Annotated in this window: 19 protein-coding genes and 1 tRNA gene; 11 read left to right on the top strand and 9 right to left on the bottom strand. The window is 65.7% G+C overall.

From position 1 onward, the window contains the following. Positions 1 to 2: 2 nt before the first annotated feature. The 5 genes from P2T57_RS10450 to P2T57_RS10430 all read right to left on the bottom strand — a co-directional run bounded on the left by P2T57_RS10450 (position 3) and on the right by P2T57_RS10430 (position 7,087). Positions 3 to 881: a HEAT repeat domain-containing protein gene (locus tag P2T57_RS10450; protein WP_276299143.1), complete on the bottom strand. Its 879-nt coding sequence runs from the start codon at positions 879 to 881 to the stop codon at positions 3 to 5. Next, positions 878 to 1,885, bottom strand: coding sequence for an ethylbenzene dehydrogenase-related protein (locus P2T57_RS10445; RefSeq protein WP_276299142.1), 1,008 nt, complete (start codon positions 1,883 to 1,885; stop codon positions 878 to 880). The genes P2T57_RS10450 and P2T57_RS10445 overlap by 4 nt, the downstream gene beginning before the upstream one ends. Further along, complete coding sequence (locus tag P2T57_RS10440) at positions 1,878 to 2,630, bottom strand: TorD/DmsD family molecular chaperone (protein WP_276299141.1); 753 nt, start codon at positions 2,628 to 2,630, stop codon at positions 1,878 to 1,880. The genes P2T57_RS10445 and P2T57_RS10440 overlap by 8 nt, the downstream gene beginning before the upstream one ends. A 93-nt stretch (positions 2,631 to 2,723) precedes the next feature. Further along, positions 2,724 to 3,905 (bottom strand): 4Fe-4S dicluster domain-containing protein, encoded by a 1,182-nt coding sequence (locus P2T57_RS10435; RefSeq protein WP_276299140.1) that lies wholly within the window; start codon positions 3,903 to 3,905, stop codon positions 2,724 to 2,726. Beyond that, positions 3,905 to 7,087, bottom strand: a complete 3,183-nt coding sequence (locus P2T57_RS10430; protein ID WP_276299139.1) for a molybdopterin-dependent oxidoreductase — start codon at positions 7,085 to 7,087, stop codon at positions 3,905 to 3,907. The genes P2T57_RS10435 and P2T57_RS10430 overlap by 1 nt, the downstream gene beginning before the upstream one ends. Positions 7,088 to 7,610: 523 nt before the next feature. Here P2T57_RS10430 and P2T57_RS10425 point away from each other — a divergent pair. The 8 genes from P2T57_RS10425 to nirK all read left to right on the top strand — a co-directional run bounded on the left by P2T57_RS10425 (position 7,611) and on the right by nirK (position 15,229). Continuing rightward, a complete protein-coding gene (locus P2T57_RS10425; RefSeq protein WP_276299138.1) occupies positions 7,611 to 8,459 on the top strand; it encodes an extracellular solute-binding protein in 849 nt (282 codons plus the stop codon). A 25-nt stretch (positions 8,460 to 8,484) separates the two neighbouring features. Further along, positions 8,485 to 8,712, top strand: coding sequence for a DUF2249 domain-containing protein (locus P2T57_RS10420; protein WP_276299137.1), 228 nt, complete (start codon positions 8,485 to 8,487; stop codon positions 8,710 to 8,712). Further along, positions 8,709 to 10,082 carry a hypothetical protein gene (locus P2T57_RS10415; protein ID WP_276299136.1) on the top strand — a complete coding sequence of 458 codons (1,374 nt, stop codon included), beginning with the start codon at positions 8,709 to 8,711 and terminating at the stop codon, positions 10,080 to 10,082. The genes P2T57_RS10420 and P2T57_RS10415 overlap by 4 nt, the downstream gene beginning before the upstream one ends. 194 nt (positions 10,083 to 10,276) lie before the next feature. Further along, positions 10,277 to 10,669: a cupin domain-containing protein gene (locus tag P2T57_RS10410; RefSeq protein ID WP_276299135.1), complete on the top strand. Its 393-nt coding sequence runs from the start codon at positions 10,277 to 10,279 to the stop codon at positions 10,667 to 10,669. 86 nt (positions 10,670 to 10,755) lie between these two features. Continuing rightward, on the top strand, positions 10,756 to 10,983 hold the full coding sequence (locus P2T57_RS10405) for a DUF2249 domain-containing protein (RefSeq protein ID WP_276299134.1): 228 nt from the start codon (positions 10,756 to 10,758) through the stop codon (positions 10,981 to 10,983). A gap of 19 nt (positions 10,984 to 11,002) precedes the next feature. Next, positions 11,003 to 11,308 (top strand): cupin domain-containing protein, encoded by a 306-nt coding sequence (locus P2T57_RS10400; RefSeq protein WP_276299133.1) that lies wholly within the window; start codon positions 11,003 to 11,005, stop codon positions 11,306 to 11,308. 366 nt (positions 11,309 to 11,674) lie between these two features. Then, the gene (locus P2T57_RS10395; RefSeq protein ID WP_276299132.1) at positions 11,675 to 13,969 is read left to right on the top strand and encodes a nitric-oxide reductase large subunit; all 2,295 of its coding nucleotides are present in this window, start codon (positions 11,675 to 11,677) and stop codon (positions 13,967 to 13,969) included. Positions 13,970 to 14,164: 195 nt separating this feature from the next. Continuing rightward, positions 14,165 to 15,229 (top strand): copper-containing nitrite reductase, encoded by a 1,065-nt coding sequence (gene nirK, locus P2T57_RS10390; RefSeq protein WP_276299131.1) that lies wholly within the window; start codon positions 14,165 to 14,167, stop codon positions 15,227 to 15,229. A gap of 235 nt (positions 15,230 to 15,464) precedes the next feature. Here nirK and P2T57_RS10385 read toward each other — a convergent pair whose 3' ends face one another. Continuing rightward, positions 15,465 to 16,613, bottom strand: coding sequence for an SMP-30/gluconolactonase/LRE family protein (locus P2T57_RS10385; protein ID WP_276299130.1), 1,149 nt, complete (start codon positions 16,611 to 16,613; stop codon positions 15,465 to 15,467). 288 nt (positions 16,614 to 16,901) lie between these two features. Here P2T57_RS10385 and P2T57_RS10380 point away from each other — a divergent pair, with 288 nt between their 5' ends. Beyond that, positions 16,902 to 18,083 (top strand): sodium:calcium antiporter, encoded by a 1,182-nt coding sequence (locus P2T57_RS10380; RefSeq protein WP_276299129.1) that lies wholly within the window; start codon positions 16,902 to 16,904, stop codon positions 18,081 to 18,083. A gap of 67 nt (positions 18,084 to 18,150) precedes the next feature. Here the strand turns inward: P2T57_RS10380 and P2T57_RS10375 are convergent. Then, positions 18,151 to 18,222, bottom strand: a tRNA-Thr gene (locus tag P2T57_RS10375). Positions 18,223 to 18,287: 65 nt separating this feature from the next. After that, on the bottom strand, positions 18,288 to 18,986 hold the full coding sequence (locus P2T57_RS10370) for a DUF7114 family protein (RefSeq protein ID WP_276299128.1): 699 nt from the start codon (positions 18,984 to 18,986) through the stop codon (positions 18,288 to 18,290). Between the two features lie 60 nt (positions 18,987 to 19,046). On the opposite strand from P2T57_RS10370, the gene P2T57_RS10365 reads away from it, so the two are divergent. Both P2T57_RS10365 and P2T57_RS10360 read left to right on the top strand, forming a co-directional pair. Further along, complete coding sequence (locus P2T57_RS10365; protein ID WP_276299127.1) at positions 19,047 to 19,748, top strand: enoyl-CoA hydratase/isomerase family protein; 702 nt, start codon at positions 19,047 to 19,049, stop codon at positions 19,746 to 19,748. Positions 19,749 to 20,142: 394 nt separating this feature from the next. Further along, entirely contained in the window at positions 20,143 to 20,427 is a 285-nt protein-coding gene (locus P2T57_RS10360) for a DUF5808 domain-containing protein (RefSeq protein WP_276299126.1), read from the top strand. 438 nt (positions 20,428 to 20,865) lie between these two features. Here the strand turns inward: P2T57_RS10360 and pan2 are convergent, their stop codons facing one another. Then, on the bottom strand, positions 20,866 to 22,101 hold the full coding sequence (gene pan2, locus P2T57_RS10355; RefSeq protein ID WP_276299125.1) for a proteasome-activating nucleotidase Pan2: 1,236 nt from the start codon (positions 22,099 to 22,101) through the stop codon (positions 20,866 to 20,868). Between the last annotated feature and the right edge of the window lie 33 nt (positions 22,102 to 22,134).

Below are 22,134 nucleotides of genomic sequence, written 5' to 3'. Positions count from 1 at the left end.
TGTCACCTCTGGTGGTTTCCGGGTCGCTGTTTCCCGGCCCCCGGACCGGGACCGCCGGGCGTTTCGCCGGGCGATTGGGGGCCGCCGCCGGGCGGTCCGTCGTCGAGTTCGATGTCCAACTGGTCGGGGTCCACGCCGCGGGCTGAGGCCAGCGCGCGCTTGGCGGTCCGCTTCACGTCGTCGCTCCGGTCGGTGACGCCGTGGGTCTCCAGCGCCTGTTCGGCCCGGTCGGTGGCGAGGTCCCCCAGCGACTCGGCGGCCTTCGCCCGGACGAAGGCCTCGGGGTCGCGGGCCAGCACGGCGGCCAGCAGGCGAACCGCGTCTTCCGTCTGGTCGTCGGTAGCGCGCTCGCCGAGGTAGAGCGCGGCGTACTCCCGGACCGCGGGATGGGGGTCGTTCTTGATGCGGTCGGTCAGGTCCGCGAAGGTCGCCCGCTCGGTCTTGCCCAGCGCGATGACCGCGTTGCGCCGGACCCAACCGCTGTCGTCTTCGAGCGCGTCGCAGAGGAGGCCATCTTCCGGGTCCACCCGCGAGAGGGCGACCACGGCCTCGGCCCGGACCCACTCGTCGGCGTCTTCGAGCGCGCCCCGGATGGCGCTCGCTTCTGCGCCAGCGACCCCGAGGACCTCGACAGCGAACTGGCGCACGTCGGCGCTGTCGTCCTCGGCGAGTCGGTCGGCGAGTTTGCTCGTGGTCTCGGCGTCGAGGCCGTCGTCCTCTGCTCGCTCGACCAGCGCGAGGACGGCGTTCCGGCGCTCGTACTCGCAGGCCGAGGCCAGCAGGCTTCGGAGGTCGGCCTCGTCGTCGCGGTCGGTGCTGTCGTCCCGTCCGCGGAGCGGCGACCGAGCGCGGGCGCTCCGGTTGGCGTACTCCTCGGTCATTCTCTGGCCCTCCAGTAGACGACGGTCCACGTGAGCAGGGTCGTAATCACGAGGCCGACGACCCAGTTGCTCACCGACCGAGTAATCCACATGTCCCCGGACTGTCTGCCGGCGGTGGATTCGGACCCTGACGCGGCCGACTGGCCGCCGGATTCGCCGGATTGGCTACTCGCGTCGGTCATGGCCCACTTCTTGGTGTCGAGTTCGGTGAACCGGAGCGTGAGCGACTTCTGGCCGTTAACCTCGTCGGCGCTCCCGTTCCAGACCGCGAAGGCCAGATAGACGTTCTTCGACCCGGCGAGACTCGCGTCGAACTCGCCTTCGGTGTCGTGCTTCCGGGTGAAGACGACCGACCACTGGCCGTCGTCGTACTCGGCGTCGGCCCGGACGTTCTGGCGAGGAGCGTGGGTCAGCGACCCGTAGCCCTCGGCGTAGTAGTTCTGGGCGAACCGGTCGTACTGGGCCTTCGAGAGCGGATTGCCGACAGCACGGCCCGGCATGGTCTCGTTGTTCGGATGGGGGTAGGTGTACATCTCGCCGAACGACTCGCGGTCCTCGAACTGCCAACTCGCCCGCCAGTACCAGATGTCCACGGGCTTGCCGGCCGCGCCCATCGTGATGGGCGGTTTGTCGCCGGTTCGGAGCATCACCGCGGCGGCGTCGCTGTAGTTCTCGGGTGCCCGGATGTTGGCGTCGCGGGTCGGGTCGTCCCACGTCAGTCGGAACGCGGTGTGGGTGTCGTTGTGGACCGTCTGGACCGACATCTCGTCGATGCTCCCGCCGCCGAAGGGCGGGGCCATCTGCTGTTTCGACAGCGAGACGCTTCGGGTCGGTGCATCCTGCCACGTCCCGTCTGCCGGGTCGCTCGGGACCTCCTCGACCGACATCGCAGGTTGGCTTCCGCTCGTGACCGCCGCGGTGACGGCGGTCTGGGCGAGGACGAGCGCGGCCACTACGACCGCCGTGACGACGGTCGCTCGCCGCGCGGCGTCGCGTTCAGGCACCGGAACGCACCTCCGAGGAGGCGTCGAAGTCCAAATCTGGTTCAGGATGACTGGCCGAATCGCGGGTGACGACCGCCTCTGCGAGGTCGGCCGCGGCGCGGTAGACCGCTTTCGCGTCGGCGGACGCTTCGTCGGTCGCGCCCCGAACGTCGTGGGCGAAGGCGGGCACGAAGTCCTCGAGGTGTTCGGAAAGCACCATCGCCTCGGCGCGTTCGAGGTTGGCCGCGGTGTCGGCGTCGTCCCGTTCGTGGGCGACCGCCCGGCGAGCGGACAGGACCTGCATCAGTTCGAGTTCCACGACCACGTGGTCTTGGCGCTCGGTGAACTCGTCGGCGGGTTCGACGCCGAAGGCCTCCAGCAGGCCGACGACCGTCGCAATCCGGCGCTGTTGCCTGCCCACCTCGTCGCCGACCGTGTACTCGGCCTCGTAGGGCACCACGGGGTAGGTGCCGTCGTCGCTCGGCAGGCCGAACAGGTCGTTGTACGCCGGTTCGAGGTCGTCAGTGTCGGCCGAATCGAGCGCCGACAGCAGGGCGTCGGCCTCGGCGGTCAAATCGAGTTTCGCGGCCGCCGACTGGATGCCCTCGGTGGTCTCGTCGTGAGTCAGGTCCGCGACGAGTTCGGCGTCGGGGTAGCAGAGCGCACCCGCCGCCGCGCTGTAGAGCGCAGACCGGGCCGAGTGGCGCTCGGCCGGCGTCACGTCGGTAAACGTGCCTGTGGAATTGCCTTCACTACCTTCTTCCACTGTTACACCTTCGTTCTGTTTGCTTTCCGCTTTCGAGCCGTTTGTTGGCGATGCTCCGTCGTCGGTTCGGGTTGGTTCGTCCATACTATCACCTCACGGCTGATTGGTCCACTGCTCGCCCTCGCGGACCTCGATGTCCTCCTCGATGGGCATATCGACCACTTTCTTGCCTTTCCGGTCCCAGCCCTTCACCCGGTTCTCCTTGACGTTGTACGTCTCGATGAGTCGGGTCGTCGCGCCGAACAACTGGAGGACGCCCAGCAGGTGATGGCTCGGGTTCCGGACTCGTTGCTGGATGATTTTGATGGACTCCTCGTAGGTGCTACCGGGCCAGTCGTTGCGCTTCTGGTCGGTGTTCGGCGTGAACATCTGGGTCAGGAACTCCGGGGGCACGTGGTACGGCGGCATGTAGAACACCTGCGGCCGGGTGCCGAACTGCGGGTACAGCGGGAGACCGACCTTCTCGTCGGACTTGGCGAGGTAGTTGACCGGACTCCGACCCGGCGCGGCCGACTTCTTGCCGTTGGGTCGGCCGCGGTCCGGCCCTCGGTTGATGTTGCCGTGAAGCCGCGTCTTGCCGATGCACGACGAGACGCACCGCGGGACGTTGCCCTCCTCGATTCGGGGGAAGCATCCCACCGGCTTCTCGGAGACGCCGGTCTCGGGGTTGTACATCGGCTTGTGGTAGGGACACGCCTTCACGCACTTGCGGTATCCCCGGCACCGCTCTTGGTCCAGCAGGACGATGCCGTCCTCCGAACGCTTGTAGATGGCCTTCCGGGGGCATCCAGCGAGACACGCCGGGTTCTTGCAGTGGTTGCAGAGGCGGGGCAGGTAGAACTGCCAGATGTCGTGGTACTTGCCCTCCTCGGGGTTGGACTCGACCACCTCGTCCTCGGGGTACTCGCCGTGAACCGAGTCGTCGCCGAGGGCGGGATACTCCCACTCTTCCTTCTGGGCGACGTAGCCGTGGACCTTCTCGCCAGAGTCTGCGGCCTCGAAGATGGTTTCTTCGGGGCCAAGGTCGTCGAGCAGTCGCATGTCCCACCCCATCGGGTAGCCCCCGTAGGGTTCGGTCTCGACGTTCATCCACCACATGTACTCCTCGCCCTTCCCGCTGGTCCACGTGGACTTGCAGGCGAACGAGCAGGTGTTACAGTTGATGCACCGGTTGGTGTTGATTATCATCCCCCAGTGCCAGTCGCGCTCGTCGTCGCGGTGTTCGTAGGGGTAACTCTGCTTCCTGCCGAGTTGTGGGTTGTACACTTCGGGCATCAGTCATCACCGCTTGTCGTCGTGCTACCGCCGCGTTTCGACTGGAGCGACCCGCCGATGTAGTCCTCCACGAGTTCGTCCTTCCGGGCGTCACCCGGCCACCAGTCGGCCTCCTCGTACTTCTCGACGGTCACGAGGTCGTCGCGGTTCACCCCGGTCGGTGCCCAGACGGTCTCCTCGTAGCCGTGTTCGAGTTCCGCGCCGTGCCACGCGATGTCCTCGCCGACCTCCTCGGAGACGTTCGGGTCGCCGAAGACCGCCTTGTGGACCAGTTCGTCAGTCTCTTGGCCGGGGTCGAGCCAGATGTTCGTCGTGGTGTTGAATCCCTTCTCGTCGTCTTCGCCGGCCTCCTCGTCGTCGGGGAAGTGCTGAGGCCACCACCCGTGCCAGACCGTCAACTGGCCCATGTCGCCCGCCTTGCCGGGGCGCTGGCGCTCGCTCAGCATCGCCCGGACCACGGTTCCGCCGCGCTTCCCGGAGATTCGCACGTAGTCGCCGTTCTCGACGCCGATGTCCTCGGCGTCCGAGGGGTGAATCTCCACGAACGCTTCGCCGAGGGGCGGGGCCTCGCTGGTCTCGCCCTCGGCCTCGGGGAACGAGAAGTCGTCAACTAGTCGCTCGGTGCCCTCGGGGTCGGCGCTGGTCGAACCGAAGTCTCTGGCCGACCAGATGAGGTTCCAGTCGGTCATCCCCCACGACGAGTGGGTCCGGTACTTGCTGTGAGGAGTGTTGTAGTAGAACTGGTAGCCCTCGTCGTGATACAAGGGATTCTCCTGCTCGCCGGCCTCGGGCCACTTCTCGTTGACGCCGTAGGGCGTCCCCTCGACGCTCTCGATGTGGTCCAAGTCGTCGCGCCCGAGGTCTACGAATCGGTCCTCCTCTTTGTGGAACTCCATCCGGCCGGTCTTAGTGTAGAACGGCCTGTCGTCGTGAATCTGCGAGTAGAAGGGGATTCGGGGGTAGGTCTTGAGGTCGAGGCGTTCGGGACCGTCTTCCAAGTCCTCGACGTCGATGTCTTTGGTCGTGATGCCGGCGTCGAGGGTCTCCTGAATGTAGTCCCGAACGTCCTTGTCGTCGTCGAGGAAGTTCTCGAAGTACGCCCGGTAGGAATCGACCCGGCGCTCCTCGGGCGGAATCTTCTCGTCCAACTTCTCGGCGACCAGCGCCAGCACCTCGCCGTCCTGTTTGGTGTCGTAGATGGGGTCCATGACCCCGCTGTCCATCGTGACGAAGGGGTTCTCTGGACCGACCGTGATGTCCGGGTAGTCGCACTCAAGCCACGAGGGACAGGGTAACACGATGTCGGCGTGCTGGGCCGAGTAGGTCATGTGCATGTCCGACACGATGAACAGTTCGTTGCTCGTGTCGGGGTGCTTCGTGAAGTTGTTGACGACGTGTTCCTGATGTTTGGTCTGGTTCAGGAGGTTGCAGTTCATCGTCCACAGGATGGTGGGCTTGGACATCGTGTACGTCTCCGCGCCCTTCGGCATCACTGGCTCGTCGGCGTCACCCTGCGGCACGAGGTCCATCTCGCGGTCGAAGTCGCCCCGAATCTCGTGGGGGTCCAACTGCTCGCCGCCGAAGAACGCGAAGGCGTAGCCCGGATACATCCCGTGGGCCGAGTGGCCGTCGGGGTTGACGTAGTGGGGGTAGCCGTCGAGGAGTTCGATTTTGTACTGGCCCGAGTAGTTGTAGTAGCCCTTGCCCGCGTCGCCGACATTGCCCAGCATCGACTGGACGAAGAAGATGGACCGCTGGAGTTCCGAGTTACCGTGGAACCAGTGGTTGATACCCTCGCCCGTGAACCACTGGCCCTTCTCGGCCGCAGAGAACTCTTTGGCAGTCTTCTCGATAGCGTCGGCCGGAACCGTGGTTATCTCCTCGACCTGTTCGGGCGAGTAGTTCTCCATCACGTTCTGCTTCTGGCGGGCGAAGTCCGTCCGGACCGAGACTGTCCCGCCGTCGGCCAGCGACACCTCGGTTTCGGCGTCGAGTTTGGGAGTTACCGGCGTCTCGGTGCCGACCTCCTCGCGGGTGACGGGTTTGGGGTTCCCGTTCTGGTCTACGACCACGAAGTCGCCCCAGTCGTCGCTCTCGTGTTGGTCGTGGCTGTCTTCCGGAGGAGCTTCGTGGTCTTCGAAGACTTCGTGCGCCCGGAGGTACTTGCTGTCGTCCTCGCGGACCAGCAGGGGCAGGCTGGTGAACTGCCGCATGAAGTCGGCGTCGTAGAGTTCGTCCCGGATGATGACGTGGGCGAACCCGAGGGGAATCGCCGGGTCGGAACCGGGTCGGATGGGAAGCCACCGGTCGCACTTCTGGACGGTCGGCGAGTAGTCGGGGTAGATGCCGACCATCTTGCCGTCGCGCTCGCGGGCCTCCTGCAACCAGTGGTTGTCCGCGAGTTTGTTGTGGATGAGGTTCTTGCCCTGAATGATGGTGTAATCGCCCTTCCGCCACGCATTGGCGTCCGAGTCGCTGGTCTGGTAGCCAGTCGTAATGACGTGGCCCGGCGGCAGGTCGGCGTACCAGTCGTACTCGGTCCACTCACAGCCACCGAAGATGGAGGCCAGACGCCGACCCGCGCCGTGGCGAGTGATGAGGCCGTCGGCCTTGATGGCGTTGAAGATGTGGAACCGCTTGTGGTCGTCCAGACTCGCCATCTTCTCGGCGACGAGGTCGATGGCTTTCTCCCACGAGACGCGCTCGAACTCGTCTTCGCCTCGGCCCTCGGGGTTGGGGTCGTCGGGGTCCCACCCCTTCCGGACCATCGGGTACTTGATTCGACTCGGCTCGAAGGTCCGGCGGTGGAGCGTCAGCCCCTTCATGCACCCGCGGGGGTTCCAGTTCTGGCTCACGTCGGCGTCCTCGTAGCCCGAGGGGCCGACGCTCGGCTCCTCGTTGTGATACACCTGTTCGGCCCGAATCGGGACCCCGTTCTTCATATAAAAGTTCAGGGCGCACGACTGGGTGCAGTTGGGGTGACAGACGGTCCAGTCTACCTCGTCGTAGGCGTAGATGTCGTGGTAGACCTGCTCCCAGTCCCGATTCGGGTACGACTTCAGGGGGTTGGCGACGTCGGTGACGGGTTCGACGCTCTGGGTCGCTCCCCAACTGCTGGTCAGGAGCGCGCCGACTGTCCCCGCGCCAGCACCCCGGATGAAGTCGCGTCGGGAGAGACTCATAGCGAGACTCCTCCGTTCGGTCGTCCCGCTGTCGTTACTCGCATCATACACTCCAATCTCGACACGTCGTTTCCTTCAACCGCCGAGGAGATTCCAGACGCCTGAGAACGCCGGCGAACACCTTCGGGCCGGGGGTTTTTGAGTGGGACAATTCGAGGACCGAGGCGGAAGCGCCGGGAGGGGCCTCGAAACGCGCTGGTTTTCGGCGACTCACGGGGATATTTCGCGGGCACAGAACTGCGCCCGCGAAATAGCGGCGTGCTGAGGGGACCACGAACGCCGGCGGACAAACCCCATACTCGTTTCGCCCGCGCGACTGCGAGCGGTATCTGGCGTGCTCGGTGTTCCCACCACTTCGACAAGCAATCTACACAATTACTAAAGAAATAAAAATATAGATGTGGGAAACGTCTCCCAGTCTTTACTCGGCAAACGCACCGCCAAGCCGTACCTGTTCGGTCGAGTTCCCGCCGACTGAAAACGCCCGGTCCGCTTTTTGAGCGTTCGCGGGCCACCTCCGAACATGAGACGACGAACGCTCCTGCTCTCGGGGGGTGCGCTCGCCGCCAGCGCGGTCGGCGTCCGTGTAACCGGGTCGGTCGGCGGTGGAAACGAGGACGACCACGCGACGGCCCTCGTGGCCGGAAGCCTCCAGACCGTCGCCGACGACGTAGCGGGGGCGACGGCCGAGGCCCACGGGAGCCTCTCGGCAGTCCGCCTCGTCCGGTCCGGTGCCAGAAACCCCGACGCCATCGCGCTGGCCGACCCCGACCTCGTGGACGGTCTCGCGGGGTGGCACGCCACGTTCGCCACCAACGCGCTGGTGGTGGTCTACAATCCCGACTCGCCCCACGCCGACGCGATTCGCCGGGATTGGCGGTCGGTCCTCGCGCGCGAAGACGTTTCGGTGGGTCGGACCGACCCCGAGCGCGACCCGCTCGGCTATCGGACCCTGCTGGCGCTCGAACTCGCGGGCCGGGACGCCCCCGGTGACGACGCCCCCGCCGAGGACATCCGGGCGAACGCCGACGTGTTCCCCGAGACCCAACTCCTCCGGGCGCTGGAGACCGGCGGCCTCGACGCCGCGTTCGCCTACCGGAACATGGCAGTGGCCCACGACCTGCCGCGGGTGGACCTCCCGCCGGAAATCGACCTCTCGGACCCCCGACTCGCCGACCGCTACCGGACCGCCGAGGTCACGGTCGGCAGTGAGACGGTTCGCGGCGAACCCATCCGGTACGGCGCGGCCTTCCTGACCGACGAGGGCCGGGAGTTCTACCGGAATCTAACCCGAGACGCCGAGCGACTCCGGAAACTCGGGTTCACGGTCCCCGACTCCTTCCCGGTCGAACATGGTCGGCAGAATCGATAGGCGAACGCGCGTCCCAGTCAGAGACATGACCACGAGCCAGACCACTCGGGAACTCGACGCCCGCGAAATCGACGGCGAACCGTTCGGGGCCATCTCGTCGGCGCTCGCCGAACTCGACGACGGCGAGACGCTGGTCCTGTACAACAGCTTCGAACCCGAACCGCTCTACGGCGTGCTGGACCGGCGAGGCTTCGACTACGACGCCGAGCAGGTCGCGCCCGACGAGTGGCGGGTGGAGATAACGCCGCGATGAGCGTCCCCGCCGGCATCGACGCCGAGCGCGGCCCGCCGATGGCGGTGCCCCTCGCGCATTTCCTCGTCGGGTTCGCCTTCCTGCTCGCGGGGACCGGTCTCGGCGTGCTGGGTCTCGTCGGCGTCACGCCGGGCCTCGCCGGGCCAGCGCACGTTCACCTCCTGCTGGTCGGGTGGGTCTGCGTCACGATTCTGGGCGCGATGACCCAGTTCGTGCCGGTGTGGTCGGGCGTCGAACTCCACTCGCGGCGACTCGCCCTCGCCCAACTCGCGCTGGTCGCCGGGGGCGTCTCCGGCTTCGCGGGCCTGCTGTTGGCGGGGACTCTCGACCTGCTTCCGATTGCGGGCGCGTCGATGCTGGCGGGATTCTGGGTCTTCGTCTACAACGTGGGCCGGACCCTCTGGAGCGTCGAGGAGCGAGACACGACCGAGCGCCACTTCGGCCTCGCGCTGGGCCACGTCCTGCTCGTGACGACCCTCGGACTTCTCCTCGCGGTGGATTTCACCCGACCAATCTTCGCCCTCGCGGGCCTCGCTCGCTCGGAGGTCGTGTCTGCCCACGCCACGCTCGCGGTGTTCGGCGTCGTCCTCACCACCGTCGTCGGCGCGCTCTACCAACTCGTGGCGATGTTCACCCAGACCGAAATCGAGGACGCCGACGCGACCCTCCGCCGAGTCGAGGAGACCACCTATCCGGTCGGCGTCCTCGCGCTCGCCGGGGGTCGATTGGTCGGGAGCGCCCCGGTGGCCCGCGTCGGGGGCGCGCTGGTGCTGGTCGGCCTGCTGGCATTCACAGCGGTGCTGGCCCGAAAGTTGGTCGAGACCAGAGTCGAGCGAACCCCGATGCTCTCGCGGTACGCCCTCGTCGCGGTGGTCCTCCCGGCGTGGGTCGTCTCGACTGCGCCGCCGTGGCTCACCGGCGCGGAGGACCCCGCGACCACTTTCGGCCACCCCGCGGTGGGCCACCTCCTCGCGGCGGGCGCTATCGGGTTCGTCCTCCTCGGGACGCTCTACCACGTCGTGCCCTTCATCGTCTGGATTCGCCGGTACAGCGACCGCGTGGGCCTCGAACCGGTGCCGATGATAGACGACCTCTACGACGCTCGCCTCGCCGCCGCGGACTTCTGGCTCGCGCTGGTCGGGGTCGGACTGGTGGTTCTGGCGGCGGTCTGGCGAAGCGTCGGGATGGGCGAGGCCGAACTCGCCGGTCTCCTCGGGGGCGCGCTGGCGCTGGTTGGCTTCGCGGTCTTCTCGGGGAATCTGGTCGGTGTCGTGGTCCGCCACGGTCCCGAGTCGCTCCGAATCGACGCCCTCGGCTCTGAGACTGGCGGGGACGCCCCTGAACGCGACCCCGACGAGCAGTTCCCGTGACAGCGGGTGTTTCGGCCTCTCTCCGTCCTCTTTTCATCTAGAGGAATGAAATAATTTCTTTGAGAACGAATTTTGTATGCTAAGAACAGTAATAGATGTGGTAAAATAATGGAGATATTTCTCCGGGCATCACCCGAACGAGGCCGAACACGTTCGGCGAAGCCCCCACGACCGACTCGCCCCACGTCTCCCACATGGTCGCAACCGATTTCGACGCCGAACGCGAGTACGACGACGAGCGATTCAGCGCCCGGTCCGTCTTCCGGAGCGACCGGGCGAAGGTCGTCCTCGGCTACTTCGAACCGGGCCAGTTCATTCCGGTCCACGCGCCCGACAGCGACGTGGCGATTACGGTCCAGCGCGGCACCGGCCTCGTCCGCGACGGCGAGGACGACCACCGAGTCGGTCCGGGCGACGTGGTGGTCGTGCCCGCCGGAGCGGACCGCGGCGTGAAAGCCGACGACGGCGAGCGGTTGGAGGCCACGCTCGTCACCGCTCCGCCGCCGACCGACGCCGAACACGACCCCGTGCGAGAGGGGTTGCGGAAAGGCGAGTTCGACGCGCGTGGCCCCGAGCGAACGAAGTGAGTGCGGGTCGCGCTCCGCCGGACTCCCCCGAACCCGAACATGTTCGTCAGAATCGAGAAGGAGCGACCGCGGCAACGTCTTCGTGTATGCCGAGATTAGACGTCCGTGAGATGCCGCCGCCGAAGCGCCATCCGAAGATACACGACGCCTTCGCCGAGTTGGACAGCGGCGAGGTCTTAGAAATCGTCAACGACCACGAACCCAAACCGCTGTTCTACGAGATGCAGGCCGAGGTCGAATCGTTCGACGCCGACAACTACGAGGTCGAACGCGAGGAGGCCGAGAAGTTCGTCGCCAAGTTCCCCAAACAGTAGCGACCGACGATAGCCAATCATGACCGAAACAGTCGCACTCGACGACCTGACCGAGACGCCCCGCGAGGTGGCCTTCCCCGGAAGCGAACCCAAGACGGTCCGCCTCGAACTCGATGCGGGCGACGAGGTTCCGGCCCACCGACATCCGGAGCGCCAAATCGTCGTCCACCTCGTCTCGGGCCGCCTCGACGTTCGGGTCGAGGACGAATCGAACGTCCTCGAACCCGGCGACCTCCTGCGGTTCGACGGCCGAAAGGAGGTGGCACCGAAGGCCGAGGAGGACACCACCGCGCTGTTGGTGTTGGCTCCTCGGGCCGACGAGTAGTTTCGCGCGAACGCCGGTGTGGTTCGACGCGCAGTCGTGACCGAGGCGAGGACTCGTCGTCTCGGTCGTTCGTCTTCCCGCTCTTTTCCCGGAACTTTCGACGCGAGCAACTGCAACCGCCACTGCACCGCGCCCCGGTCCTCCCCGACCGCGTGCGCGCAGAACTACGCGCACGCGGTCGCATCCCGTGGAGTGGTCCGCCTGTCGCATCCCGTGGAGTGGTCCGCCTGTCGCGTCCTTAGTTGGTCCATAGAAGAGGCCTCCTGCTATCGGTGTCGCTCTCGGTCCGAACACGTTCGGCCGGGTTCCCAGCTTTCAGCAATCGCGTCCCGGTTAAAAGCCCCTCGACGGGCAACCTCGACCTGTATGAGAGTCAAACGTAGCACGCTGGCGAAAATACTTGCGACGGTCTTCGTCGTGAATCTGGCCGTGATGGGCATCGGTGCGTGGTACTCCTATCAGGAGGCCCCACCCATCCCCAAAGAGGTCCAAGGACCCGACGGCCAGACCATCGTGACGGCCGAGCAGGTCCGCGAGGGCAAGACCGTCTTCCAGTCGAACGGCATGATGAACCACGGGTCGATTCTGGGTAACGGGGCGTACTACGGCGAGGACTACACCGCCGACACGCTGGATTTGAAGGTGGAGTTCATGCGCCAGTACTACGCCCGAGAGCAGTACGGGACCGACGACTACTCCTCGCTGTCGTCCAGCGAGCAGGCCACTGTGGATGTGGCGGTCGAGGGTGATTTGACCGACGGCAGTCCGGGCGAGCGCATCGAGTACACCGCCGCCGAGGCCTACGCCCACGAGCAGGTCCAGCAGGTCTACGTCGAGCGGTACCACGACGGCGCGGCCGAGCGCGGCGTCCCCGAAGGGATGATAGAATCGGAGGAGGACGCCAAACGCTTCGCCGACTTCTCGCTCTGGACCGCGTGGATTTCCCACACCGACCGGCCGGGGTCGGACCACAGTTACACCAACGAGTGGCCCTACAACCCCACTGCTGGTAACGAGGCCACCGGCGCGGCCATGACGTGGAGCGTCATCGCCATGGTCCTGCTGGTCGCCGGGGCCGGAGCCGGCGTCTGGCTCTACAAGTCCATCGAACTCTCGGAACCTGACACCGAGGGCGTCACGATTCCGAGTCCCGACGAGGTGGACCTGTTCCCCGGACAGGCCGCGGCGCTCCGGTTCGCCGTCGTCGGCGCTGGCCTGTTCCTCGCGCAAGTTCTCCTCGGGGGCCTGCTGGCCCACTACTACATCGAGCGCGACGCCTTCTTCGGTCTCGGCGAGATGCTGGGCATCGACTTCATCTCGTGGCTCCCCTTCGCCATCGCCAAGACGTGGCACATCGACTTGGGGGTCCTCTGGATTGCGACGCTGTGGCTCGGGGCCGGACTGTTCCTCCCGCCCTTGCTGACCAAGCGCGAACCCAAGAATCAGGGGAAGTACGTCAACATGTTGCTGGGCGCGCTGGTGGTCGTCGTGGTCGGCGGCCTGCTGGGCGTCTGGCTCGGGGCGAAGGGTTACTTCGACGACCTCTGGTGGATTCTGGGCAACGAGGGGCTGGAGTATCTCGAAATCGGTCGGCTCTGGCAGGTCGGCATCCTCGTCGGCTTCCTCGCGTGGGCCGGTCTCACCGCCCGCGGTCTCAAGCCCCTGCTGGACCGCGAACCCCGGTACGGTCTCGCCCACATGATTCTGTACGCCGGCGGGTCCATCGCCCTGCTGTTCTGCGCCGGGTTCCTCTACACGCCCCAGACCAACATCGTCGTCACCGAGTTCTGGCGCTGGTGGGTCGTCCACATGTGGGTCGAAGGGGCCTTCGAGTTCTTCATCGTCGCGCTGGTCGGCTTCACGCTGGTCAGCATGAACCTGCTCAAGAAGCGCTCGGCGGAGAAGGCCGTGATGGTCCAAGCCCTGCTGGTCATGGGCACGGGCGTCATCGGCGTCTCTCACCACTACTGGTGGGTCGGCCAACCCGACATGTGGGTTCCCATCGGGAGCGCGTTCTCGACGCTGGAACTCATCCCCCTCGTCTTCATCCTCTACGAGGCCATCGGCCAGTACCGGGCGATGTCCAACAGCGGCGACTCGTTCCCCTACACGCTCCCGTTCATGTTCATCATTGCCTCCGGCGTCTGGAACTTCGTCGGGGCCGGCGTCCTCGGGTTCTTCATCAACCTGCCGTTCATCAACTACTTCGAACACGGCACCTACCTCACGGTGGCCCACGCCCACGCCGCGATGTTCGGCGCGTTCGGACTTCTAGCGCTCGGCATGGTCACCTACATGCTCCGCATCGCGGTGCCCGAGGCCAAGTGGGACCCGACCAACCTCCGGCGCGCGTTCTGGGCGTGGAACGTCGGCCTCGCGCTGATGGTCGGCGTCAGTCTCCTCCCGGTCGGCTTCCTCCAGTTGGAAGTCGCGTTCACCCAGAGCTACGACGCCGCCCGGAGCCTCGCGTTCTACAACGGCGAACTGGTCCAACTGCTGTTCTGGCTCCGGATGCCGGGCGACACGCTGGTCATCATCGGGACCGCCATCTTCTGCTGGGACGTGGCCAAGAAGGTGCTGGCCCGCGGCGAGACCACGCCCGGCGACCAGCCAACCGACGCGCCCGTGACGGCCGGACCTGCGGCCGAGACTGACGACTGAACCGCGGCCGACGACTGAATCCCAGTCGGCGGTCGTTTCTCCGCTTTTCTCTCCGTCGAGCATCGATTTTCGACCGGGCGATTCTCAGAACCTGAGAACACCTCGAACACGTTCGATAGGCTTCCTACGCCCCGAGAATCGGGTTCTCGATTGAAGGGGATAAGGCCACTATTTGCAAGTGTAAGGTGACTCCCAATGCCCGCAACCAATCGTCGCACGGTCCTGCAAGGTATCGGTCTCGGTGGCGCGGCCACCCTAGCCGGGTGTTCCACCCGCTCCACCCCGAAAGCGACCCAGACTCAGAAAGCCATGAACAAACAGAAACAGAAAATCGCCGAGCGCGTCGCTGGGGACCCGACAGACATTCCGGACCCGATTAGCCGGGACAAACCGAAGGAAGTGGACGTGACCCTCCGGACCGAGGAGATGACGGCCGAAATCGAGGACGGCGTTACGTTCAACTACATGACCTACAACGGGCAGGTTCCCGGCCCGATGATTCGGGTCCGGAAGGGAGACACGATTAACCTGACCTTCGAGAACCCGGCCGAGAACGACATGCCCCACAACGTGGACTTCCACGCGGTTGCGGGACCGGGCGGCGGTGCCGAGGCCACCATGACCGCGCCGGGCGAGACCACCCACCTGAAGTTCAAGGCCACCTATCCCGGCGCGTACATCTACCACTGCGCCGTCCCGAACATGGACATGCACATCTCGGCGGGCATGTTCGGCCTCATCCTCGTCGAACCCGAGGAGGGTCTGCCCGAAGTGGACCACGAGTTCTACTTCGGCCAGCACGAGATTTACACCGACAAGCGAGCGGGCGAGAAGGGCCAGCACAACTTCGACATGGAGGCGATGAAGCGCGAGGAGCCGACCTACGTCGTGATGAACGGCGAGAAGTACGCCTGCACGCCCGACAAGTACGGCGCGGGCGAGGTCCAGACCGGCGACACCGCGCGGGTGTTCTTCGTCACGGGCGGGCCGAATCTGACCTCCAGCTTCCACCCCATCGGCAACGTCTTCGAGAAGCTCTGGCCCGAGGGGTCGCTGACGACGCGGCCACAGACCCACATCCAGACAAAGCAGGTCGCGCCGGGTAGCACCGCCATCGCAACGATGAGCTTCCCGGTTCCGGGCGCGTTCAAACTCGTGGACCACTCGCTCAGCCGGGTCGCCCGGAAAGGGTGCATGGCCATCATCGCGGCCGACGGCAAGGAGCGCCCCGACATCTTCGACCCCGAACCGAAGAAGTGACGAGAGCGAGACCCTGTTTTTCGCGCTTTCGTCGAGTCGTCGTCGCTGACCGAACCCTCGCCGCCGCGAATGCAGTCGGCCAATGCGTTATAGAGTATCTCAGTCCCAAAGAAACAAAATAAATTGCTTGCAATTTCTAGTCCATTCCTTAACAAGTATATAGATGTGTCTGAGTCGTTGGCTCGTCTTCGTTGCCGTCGAGTGGAAAGAAATCCCGGATTCCGAGGACACCGGCCTACCCCTCTGTCGTGGTAGTCTCGCCGCCAGCGCCTTCCGTCGTTGTCGTCCCGCCGCCTTCCGTCGTGGTCATTCCGCCGCCCTCCGTCGTCGCCATTCCGCCGCCGAGGACGAGTCGCATCACGCTCGGGTTCGCGGTCCGGTCCTCGGCTTGGAAGGCCGGGAAGGCGAAGTTCGAGACGTAGAGCGTCGATTGGTCGTCGCCGGGACCGAAGTGAACGTCCGAGGGGAAGGCCAGCGCGCCGCCCGAGGCCACCGTCTCGACGCTCCCGTCCGGCGTGACCCGTGACACCTTGTCCGCGGCGTTCACGGCGACGTAGACGTTGCGCTGGTCGTCCACCGCGATGCCGTCCGCGCCGACCAGTTCGTCGCTCTGGACGACGATGCTCGGTTCGCCGGGCGTGCCGTCCTCGACCGGAATCCGGACCACGGCCCCGAAGTTGAGGTTGGCGGCGTAGAGGTCGCCCTCCGGTCCCGCGTCGATTCCGTTGATGCCGATTTGACTGTCAGCGTAGGGATTGGGGTCCAAAAGCGGGTTGTCGAACCACGGTTCCGCACCGCCGTCGGTCGCCCGCCAGATGGCTCCTCGGCCCGAGTCCGAGACGAGGAGGCCGTCTCCGAGTTCGTGGGTAATCCCGTTCGGGAAGGTCCCCTCGGTCGGAATCGACGCCATCAGTTCGGCCTCGCCGTCCGCCGGGACGCGCCAGACGCCGTGAGTCTCGCTCACGCCGGAGTTGAGCGCGGCGTACATCGTCCCCTCGTCGGTCCGCGTCACGCCGAGGAGAATCCCCTCGCCGTCCTCCGGGCCGATGCTGGCGACCGACGAGGGGTCGTCCTCGGGCGGTACCTCCCAAATCTGGCGGGCCGGTGCCATGCTCACGTAGACGCTCTCGGCGTCGGTGGCGATGTTCTCGGGCAGGTTCGGCGGGTCGAACTCCGCGACCACTTCGGCCGTGACGCCCTCTGCGGTCTGGGTCTCGTCCGTCGTGGTCTGGGTCCCCTGCGTCGTCGTGGTCTCCTGTGCGCCGGTTGCACCCGAAGCGAGCGCCACGCCGGTTGCGGCCGCGACGCCCGTCAGGAACCGCCGCCGGGAGGAGGCCGTCTGCGATGTTGGTTCGGTCGTCCGCGATGGTGTGTCGTCTGTCATCTGTGTCACCGCCGGGAGAGAGGTCGGTCGAACCGGTAAACCCGCCGACCGTTTTCGGGCGTAATCCCGGAATAGTTGCGACTCCGCGCGTCTCCGGTCGGCGCTCGGGGCCGAAGAAACGACTCGCTCGCCACGAGAAGTGAGTGGATACGAATCCGGCCGCGCGAGTATTCGGCGATTTCGAGGCGTCGCATTCGTCGGAGTCCCGCCCTTCCGTGTAGCATCGTGCAACGGACTCGGCTACTGGGCACCGCGCATTTATGTGCCATACCGTCGTCGCCCACGGGTATGGGTGGGGTTCGGCTACTCGCGGTTCTGTCCATCGTCCTCGTCGCCGTCTCGCTGACCGCCGCTCCGGCGCTCGCCCAACAGCAGGGCGACGAGGCCGAAGGCGGCATCGAGGGAGCGATAACGGGCTTTGTCGAGGCCCAAAGCACTCTCGGCGCGCTGGCCGTCCTCGTCGGTGGCGTCGCGCTCCTCACCGCGTCCACCGAGAAGCTCATCAGCTATCTCACTCGCGCGTCGCTCGACACGAAACTATCGCTGTTCGCGCTCGCAATCGTCTTCACCGGGTTCGAGTTCGACGACACGATTCTCGCGCTCGTCTTCTCGGCGGGCGAACTGGAGGGTGTGGCCCTCGGAACCGCGCTGGGGACGGGGTTGGCGATTACCGGCATCACGCTCGCGGCGGCGGCCATCGTCCGCCCCTTCCCGGTCGATTTGCCCGCGGACTACATCGCCATCTTCGCAGTGTCGCCGCTCGTCCTCGTCCCGTTCGTCCTCGTCGGCACGCTGACGTTCGTCCACGGACTTCTGCTGACCGCCTTCTTCGTCGCCGCGTTCGCCTACCTGCTCGTCCGGGAACGCCAGCGCGACGTTCCGGTGTTCCGAAACACGGAGTTCGGTCACGAACTCCGTGACCTCCGGACGGACGGCGGCGTGGCCCGACCCGACTCGCTCGAGGACATCCCCGAGGACCGACTCCTCGGCGGACTGGCTGACTCAGGAATCGCGTGGCTTGCCCTCGCTGTCGTCGCACTCGCCGGCATCGTCCTCGCGTCGCTGTTGCTCGAAAGCGGGTCGCAAGTCGTGATAGCGGACTTCGGCATCGACCAGACCGCCTTCGGGGCGACGGTCTTCACGCTGATTCTCACGTTCGAGGACATCATGCTGACCATCGAACCGGTCCGCCGAGGAGTCCCCGAAATCGGGGTCGGCAACGTCATCGGGAGTCTCCTGTTCTCGGTGACCGGAAACGTCGGCGTCGTCATGTTTCTGGGCGAGGTGACGCTCTCGAGGTCCGTCCTGACCTTCCACCTCCCGGCCGTGATTGTCGTGACTGCGCTCGCTGGGTACTTCCTCGCCGGAGGCTATCTGAAGCGGTGGCACGGCTACGTCCTCGGTGGTCTCTACGTGATGTACTGGCTCCTCGCAATCTTCGTGTTCGGCGGCGTTCCGCTCGGTGGCTGATTCGGTCCTGTCGGATTCACGCCAAAATCGCGGAGCTGAAACTCCGCGATGTAACGTTCGCAAAAAGAGCCTAGGCCGGGATTTGAACCCGGGCTCTCGTCCTTACCAAGGACGCGCTTTACCTCTAAGCTACCCAGGCGCACTCCGTCACTTCTGCGCATTTCATCGTATGCCCGGAAGCCTCTTTAGGCGTTTCGATTCGAGTTAGGGATCGGTCGCCGACGACCGGGGGTCGTCGGTCGGGGCAAACTGCCGGGGGTTCGGGGCGTCCGAAACCGCCTGTGCGACCTCCTCGGCCACTGGCTCGGGCGGTTCCGGGTGGTCGCCATCGAGCGATTCGGCCAAATCGGCGGCGTAGGCCAGCAGGGAGTCGGTCGGACTCGCGCCGAACGCGGTCGAACCCGCGACCACGGCGAGTTCGAAAACGTCGGTCTCCAGCGCGTGGGGCGAGGTCGGCCGACCCTGCTGGTCGTCGGTCTCGTTCCGACCGAACGACTGGACCGTCTCGACCGCCTTGTCGGCGGCCTCGGTCCGGGCCAACAGCGAGAACCCCCGCGCGACCATCACGTCCGCCGCGAGGATGTCCATGTTGCTGTCGGTGTGTGGTGGTTCGCGTTCCCACGGCGATTCGTCGGCGAGGGCGCGGGTGAGTCGCAGACCCTCGTAGATGAGTTGGACGCCAGCGGCGCGGTCCTCGACGCTGACGGCGTGGCCGCCGCTGGTCGCTTCGGGGGGTCTGGTCGCCTTCGCACCCTCGACGGCGCGTGCCGACGTGAGCGTCAGTACGCCCGGCACCATCGCCGAGTCGTCCAACAGTCCGTAGATTAGCTCGCGGAGGGGATTGGGCGACACGTCTCGCACCGCCTGTCGTCCCGCTTTTCGTGCCCGGACGGCCGCTTCCATTAGCCGACCCTTACGACGGAATCGCCAAAGACCTTTGGAAACTGGCTCCGAGATGCGAACGTGATTCGAACTGACGACGAGGAGGGCCTGCGGGTGGTCACGCTCGCCCGGCCCGAGCGACGCAACGCGCTCACCCCCGAGGGACTCGACGCGCTCGAAACCGCCGTGACCGAGGCTGACCAGCCAGTCATCTACCTCCGGGGCGAAGGACCGGCGTTCTGCGCCGGCGCGGACTTGGACGTGGTGGCGGCCCTCGACCGCCAGCAGGCGGAAGCCTTCGCCGAACGCGGCCAGCGAGTCGCCGACGCAATCGAGGACGCCGAGGCGGCGGTCGTGGCAGGCATCGAGGGCCCGGCCCGCGGCGGCGGGGTCGAGTTGGCGCTGGCCGCGGACCTCCGGGTCGCCACGCCCGAGGCCACCGTCGCGGAACCCGGCGTGAAACTCGGCCTGTTCGGTGCGTGGGGCGGGACGATTCGACTCCCGCGAATCGTCGGCGAGGGCGAGGCGCTGGACTTGGCGCTCTCCGGGCGCACCATCGACGCCCAGCAGGCCCGCCGGATGGGACTGGTCTCGCGCGTGACCGACGACCCCCGCGCCGTCGCCGAGGACCTCGCGCGCAACGACCCCGAGACCCTCCGGGCGGTCAAGGCTCGGATGCGCGACGACGCGCTGGCCGACGAGCAGGAGCGCCGCGAGGCCGAGGTGTTCGGCCGACTGGTCGAGCGCCACGCCGACGCCATCGCTGAACAGCGGAACTCCTGAGAAGACGATTCTGGAGGGCGGAACGCTCTAATTTTATCCCGGCGCGTGCTGGCGCGCGCGGTTCTGCGCGCGCCAATTCGCGCGAGGGATGAGTAGCGCAGGGTGTGAGCGAACGCGAACCCCGAGCAACGCAATCGGTTGGGGAGGGTGTGGCCCGCGGTAGCGGTGCTGTGCGGAGCGGTGCGGAAGACGGCGAGGCTTCGGCAATAGCTAGCTCTCTGTCCCTTACCGGAGAAACAGGAACAAGTATTTAAGAAATAATTAGGTTGCTAAAGAAAATAATAACATTGCTTGCGGCCAGCCACCAAGCGCCGGAGAACCAACTGCCGATTCACAGACCCGAGTCCCGCCAAGAGCCAAAGCACTTTATTCCTCTCTGACGTACTCGTCGTATATGGCAGACGAAGTAGACAAGCCCAGCACTGGCGAGTTGTTAGGCGTCCCGTACAACTTCGAGCGACCGAGCATCGGTCGGATGCTGTCGTCGTACTGGAAGCCCGACGAGGGGATGCTGGTCGAGAAGCCCTTCGGCATCGGCTACACGCTCAACCTCGCCAACTGGCGGTCGTGGATCGTGCTGGCCGTCGCCGGCGCGCTCCTCTGGCACGAGCGCAAGGGCGAACAGCAGGCGGCCTCGGCCGAGGAGGGTCCGGTCGAAGTGGTCGTAGACGACGACTAGATTCGCGGTTTCGTCACTTTTCGTTTTGGCGTCTTTGTCGAGGAGTTCGATTACGGTGGGACAGTCGTTTCGGCTACGAGGTTGGAATCGTGGCGATGAAGGTTTTTGAAGCCCCCGCCCGGTCGCGGTCGCTGGTCGGCATATCTGTTCCTCTCCGCAACGCCCGTCACAGATAGGGGCCGACCAGCGACCAAGCCTTCGGCGCGACTGGGCGGCCCCTTCACCCCACCCTCTCGGCTGTTTTGCCGGGCGCTTTCTCGTGGACTGTCTCACCGAGCGTTTCCCGGTAGATTGGTCAATTGAGCGTCTGCCGGTGGTCTGTGGCACCGAGTGCATCCGGCGGTCGGCCGCCGGGCTTGCGGAGTCGAGACTCCCCCAGAAGCGCACCGAAAACGTCCGCAAGAGAGAAAGAGTGTCGAAAGCCCGAAAATCCCCGATTCAGTAGGCGTAGCCCGCGAACGACTCGTTGGTGACGACATCCGTCTCGTCGTCCTCTTCGAGTTTGTCGAGGGCATCCTCGAAGTCCGACTGGCGGACCTCGGTCCGGCCGTCGCGGATGGCGAACATCCCGGCCTCGGTGGTCAGACTCTCGATGTCCGCGCCGCTCTTGCCCTCGGTCTCGCCCGCGAGTTCCTCGAAGTCCACGTCGTCGGCGAGAGCCATCTCGCGGGTGTGGATTTCCAGAATCTTCTGTCGGGCCTCCTCGTCGGGGTCGGGGACCTCGATGAGGCGGTCGAACCGGCCGGGCCGGAGGATGGCACGGTCGAGCATGTCGAAGCGATTGGTCGCGGCCATGATGCGGATTTCGCCGCGGTCCTCGAAGCCGTCCATCTCGCTGAGGAGTTGCATCATCGTGCGCTGGACCTCCGCATCGCCCGAGGTCTTCGAGTCGGTACGCTTGGAGGCCACGGCGTCGATTTCGTCGATGAAGACGATTGCCGGCTCGCGCTGGCTGGCCAACTCGAACAGGTCGCGCACCAACTTCGCGCCCTCGCCGATGAACTTCTGAACCAGTTCCGACCCGGCCATCTTGATGAAGGTGGCGTCGGTCTGGTTGGCGACGGCCTTCGCCAGCATCGTCTTGCCGGTGCCCGGCGGGCCGTGAAGCAGGACCCCGCTCGGGGGTTCGATGCCCACCGACTCGAACTGCTCGGGATTTTCGAGGGGTTGCTCGACCGCCTCGCGGACTTCCTGCATCTGGTCTTCGAGGCCGCCGATTTGGTCGTAGGTCACGTCGGGCGACTCGTCCACTTCCATGGCCTGCGCCCGAGCGTCCTTCTCGGACTCCAGCACGGTCTGGACCGTGAAGGAGTCGTTGACCGCCACGCGGTCGCCCGATTCTATCTCCTCGCGGAGCGTGGGCGAGACTTCGGTCAGGACCTCTTGGTTGTTGCCGTGCTGTTTGATGATGATGCCGTCGTCGGTCAACTCCTCGGCGGTGGCGACGTACAGCGAGGTGGTCTTCAGGGTCTCGTTCTCGCGTTCGAGCCTATCGACCTCCTCGTGGAGTTCCGTGCGACGGTTTTGGGCGTCTTCGAGGCGCTCTTCGAGCGTGTCGTTCACCTCGACGATTTCGGCGAAGTGTTCGCGGAGCGCCGCGAGCCGCTCCCGGTCTGTCATTTCGGGGTCGAGTTCGAGTGTCGGTTGGTCGGGGAGGGGTGGGCTACGCGACATCGTTGCTACTCACTCTTAGGCCACCGGCTTAAA

The organism is Halorussus lipolyticus (assembly GCF_029338375.1).
GTDB classification, from domain to species: domain Archaea; phylum Halobacteriota; class Halobacteria; order Halobacteriales; family Haladaptataceae; genus Halorussus; species Halorussus lipolyticus.
Note: the sequence above shows the minus strand (reverse complement) of the source record. Positions and strands in the feature narration are given on the sequence as shown.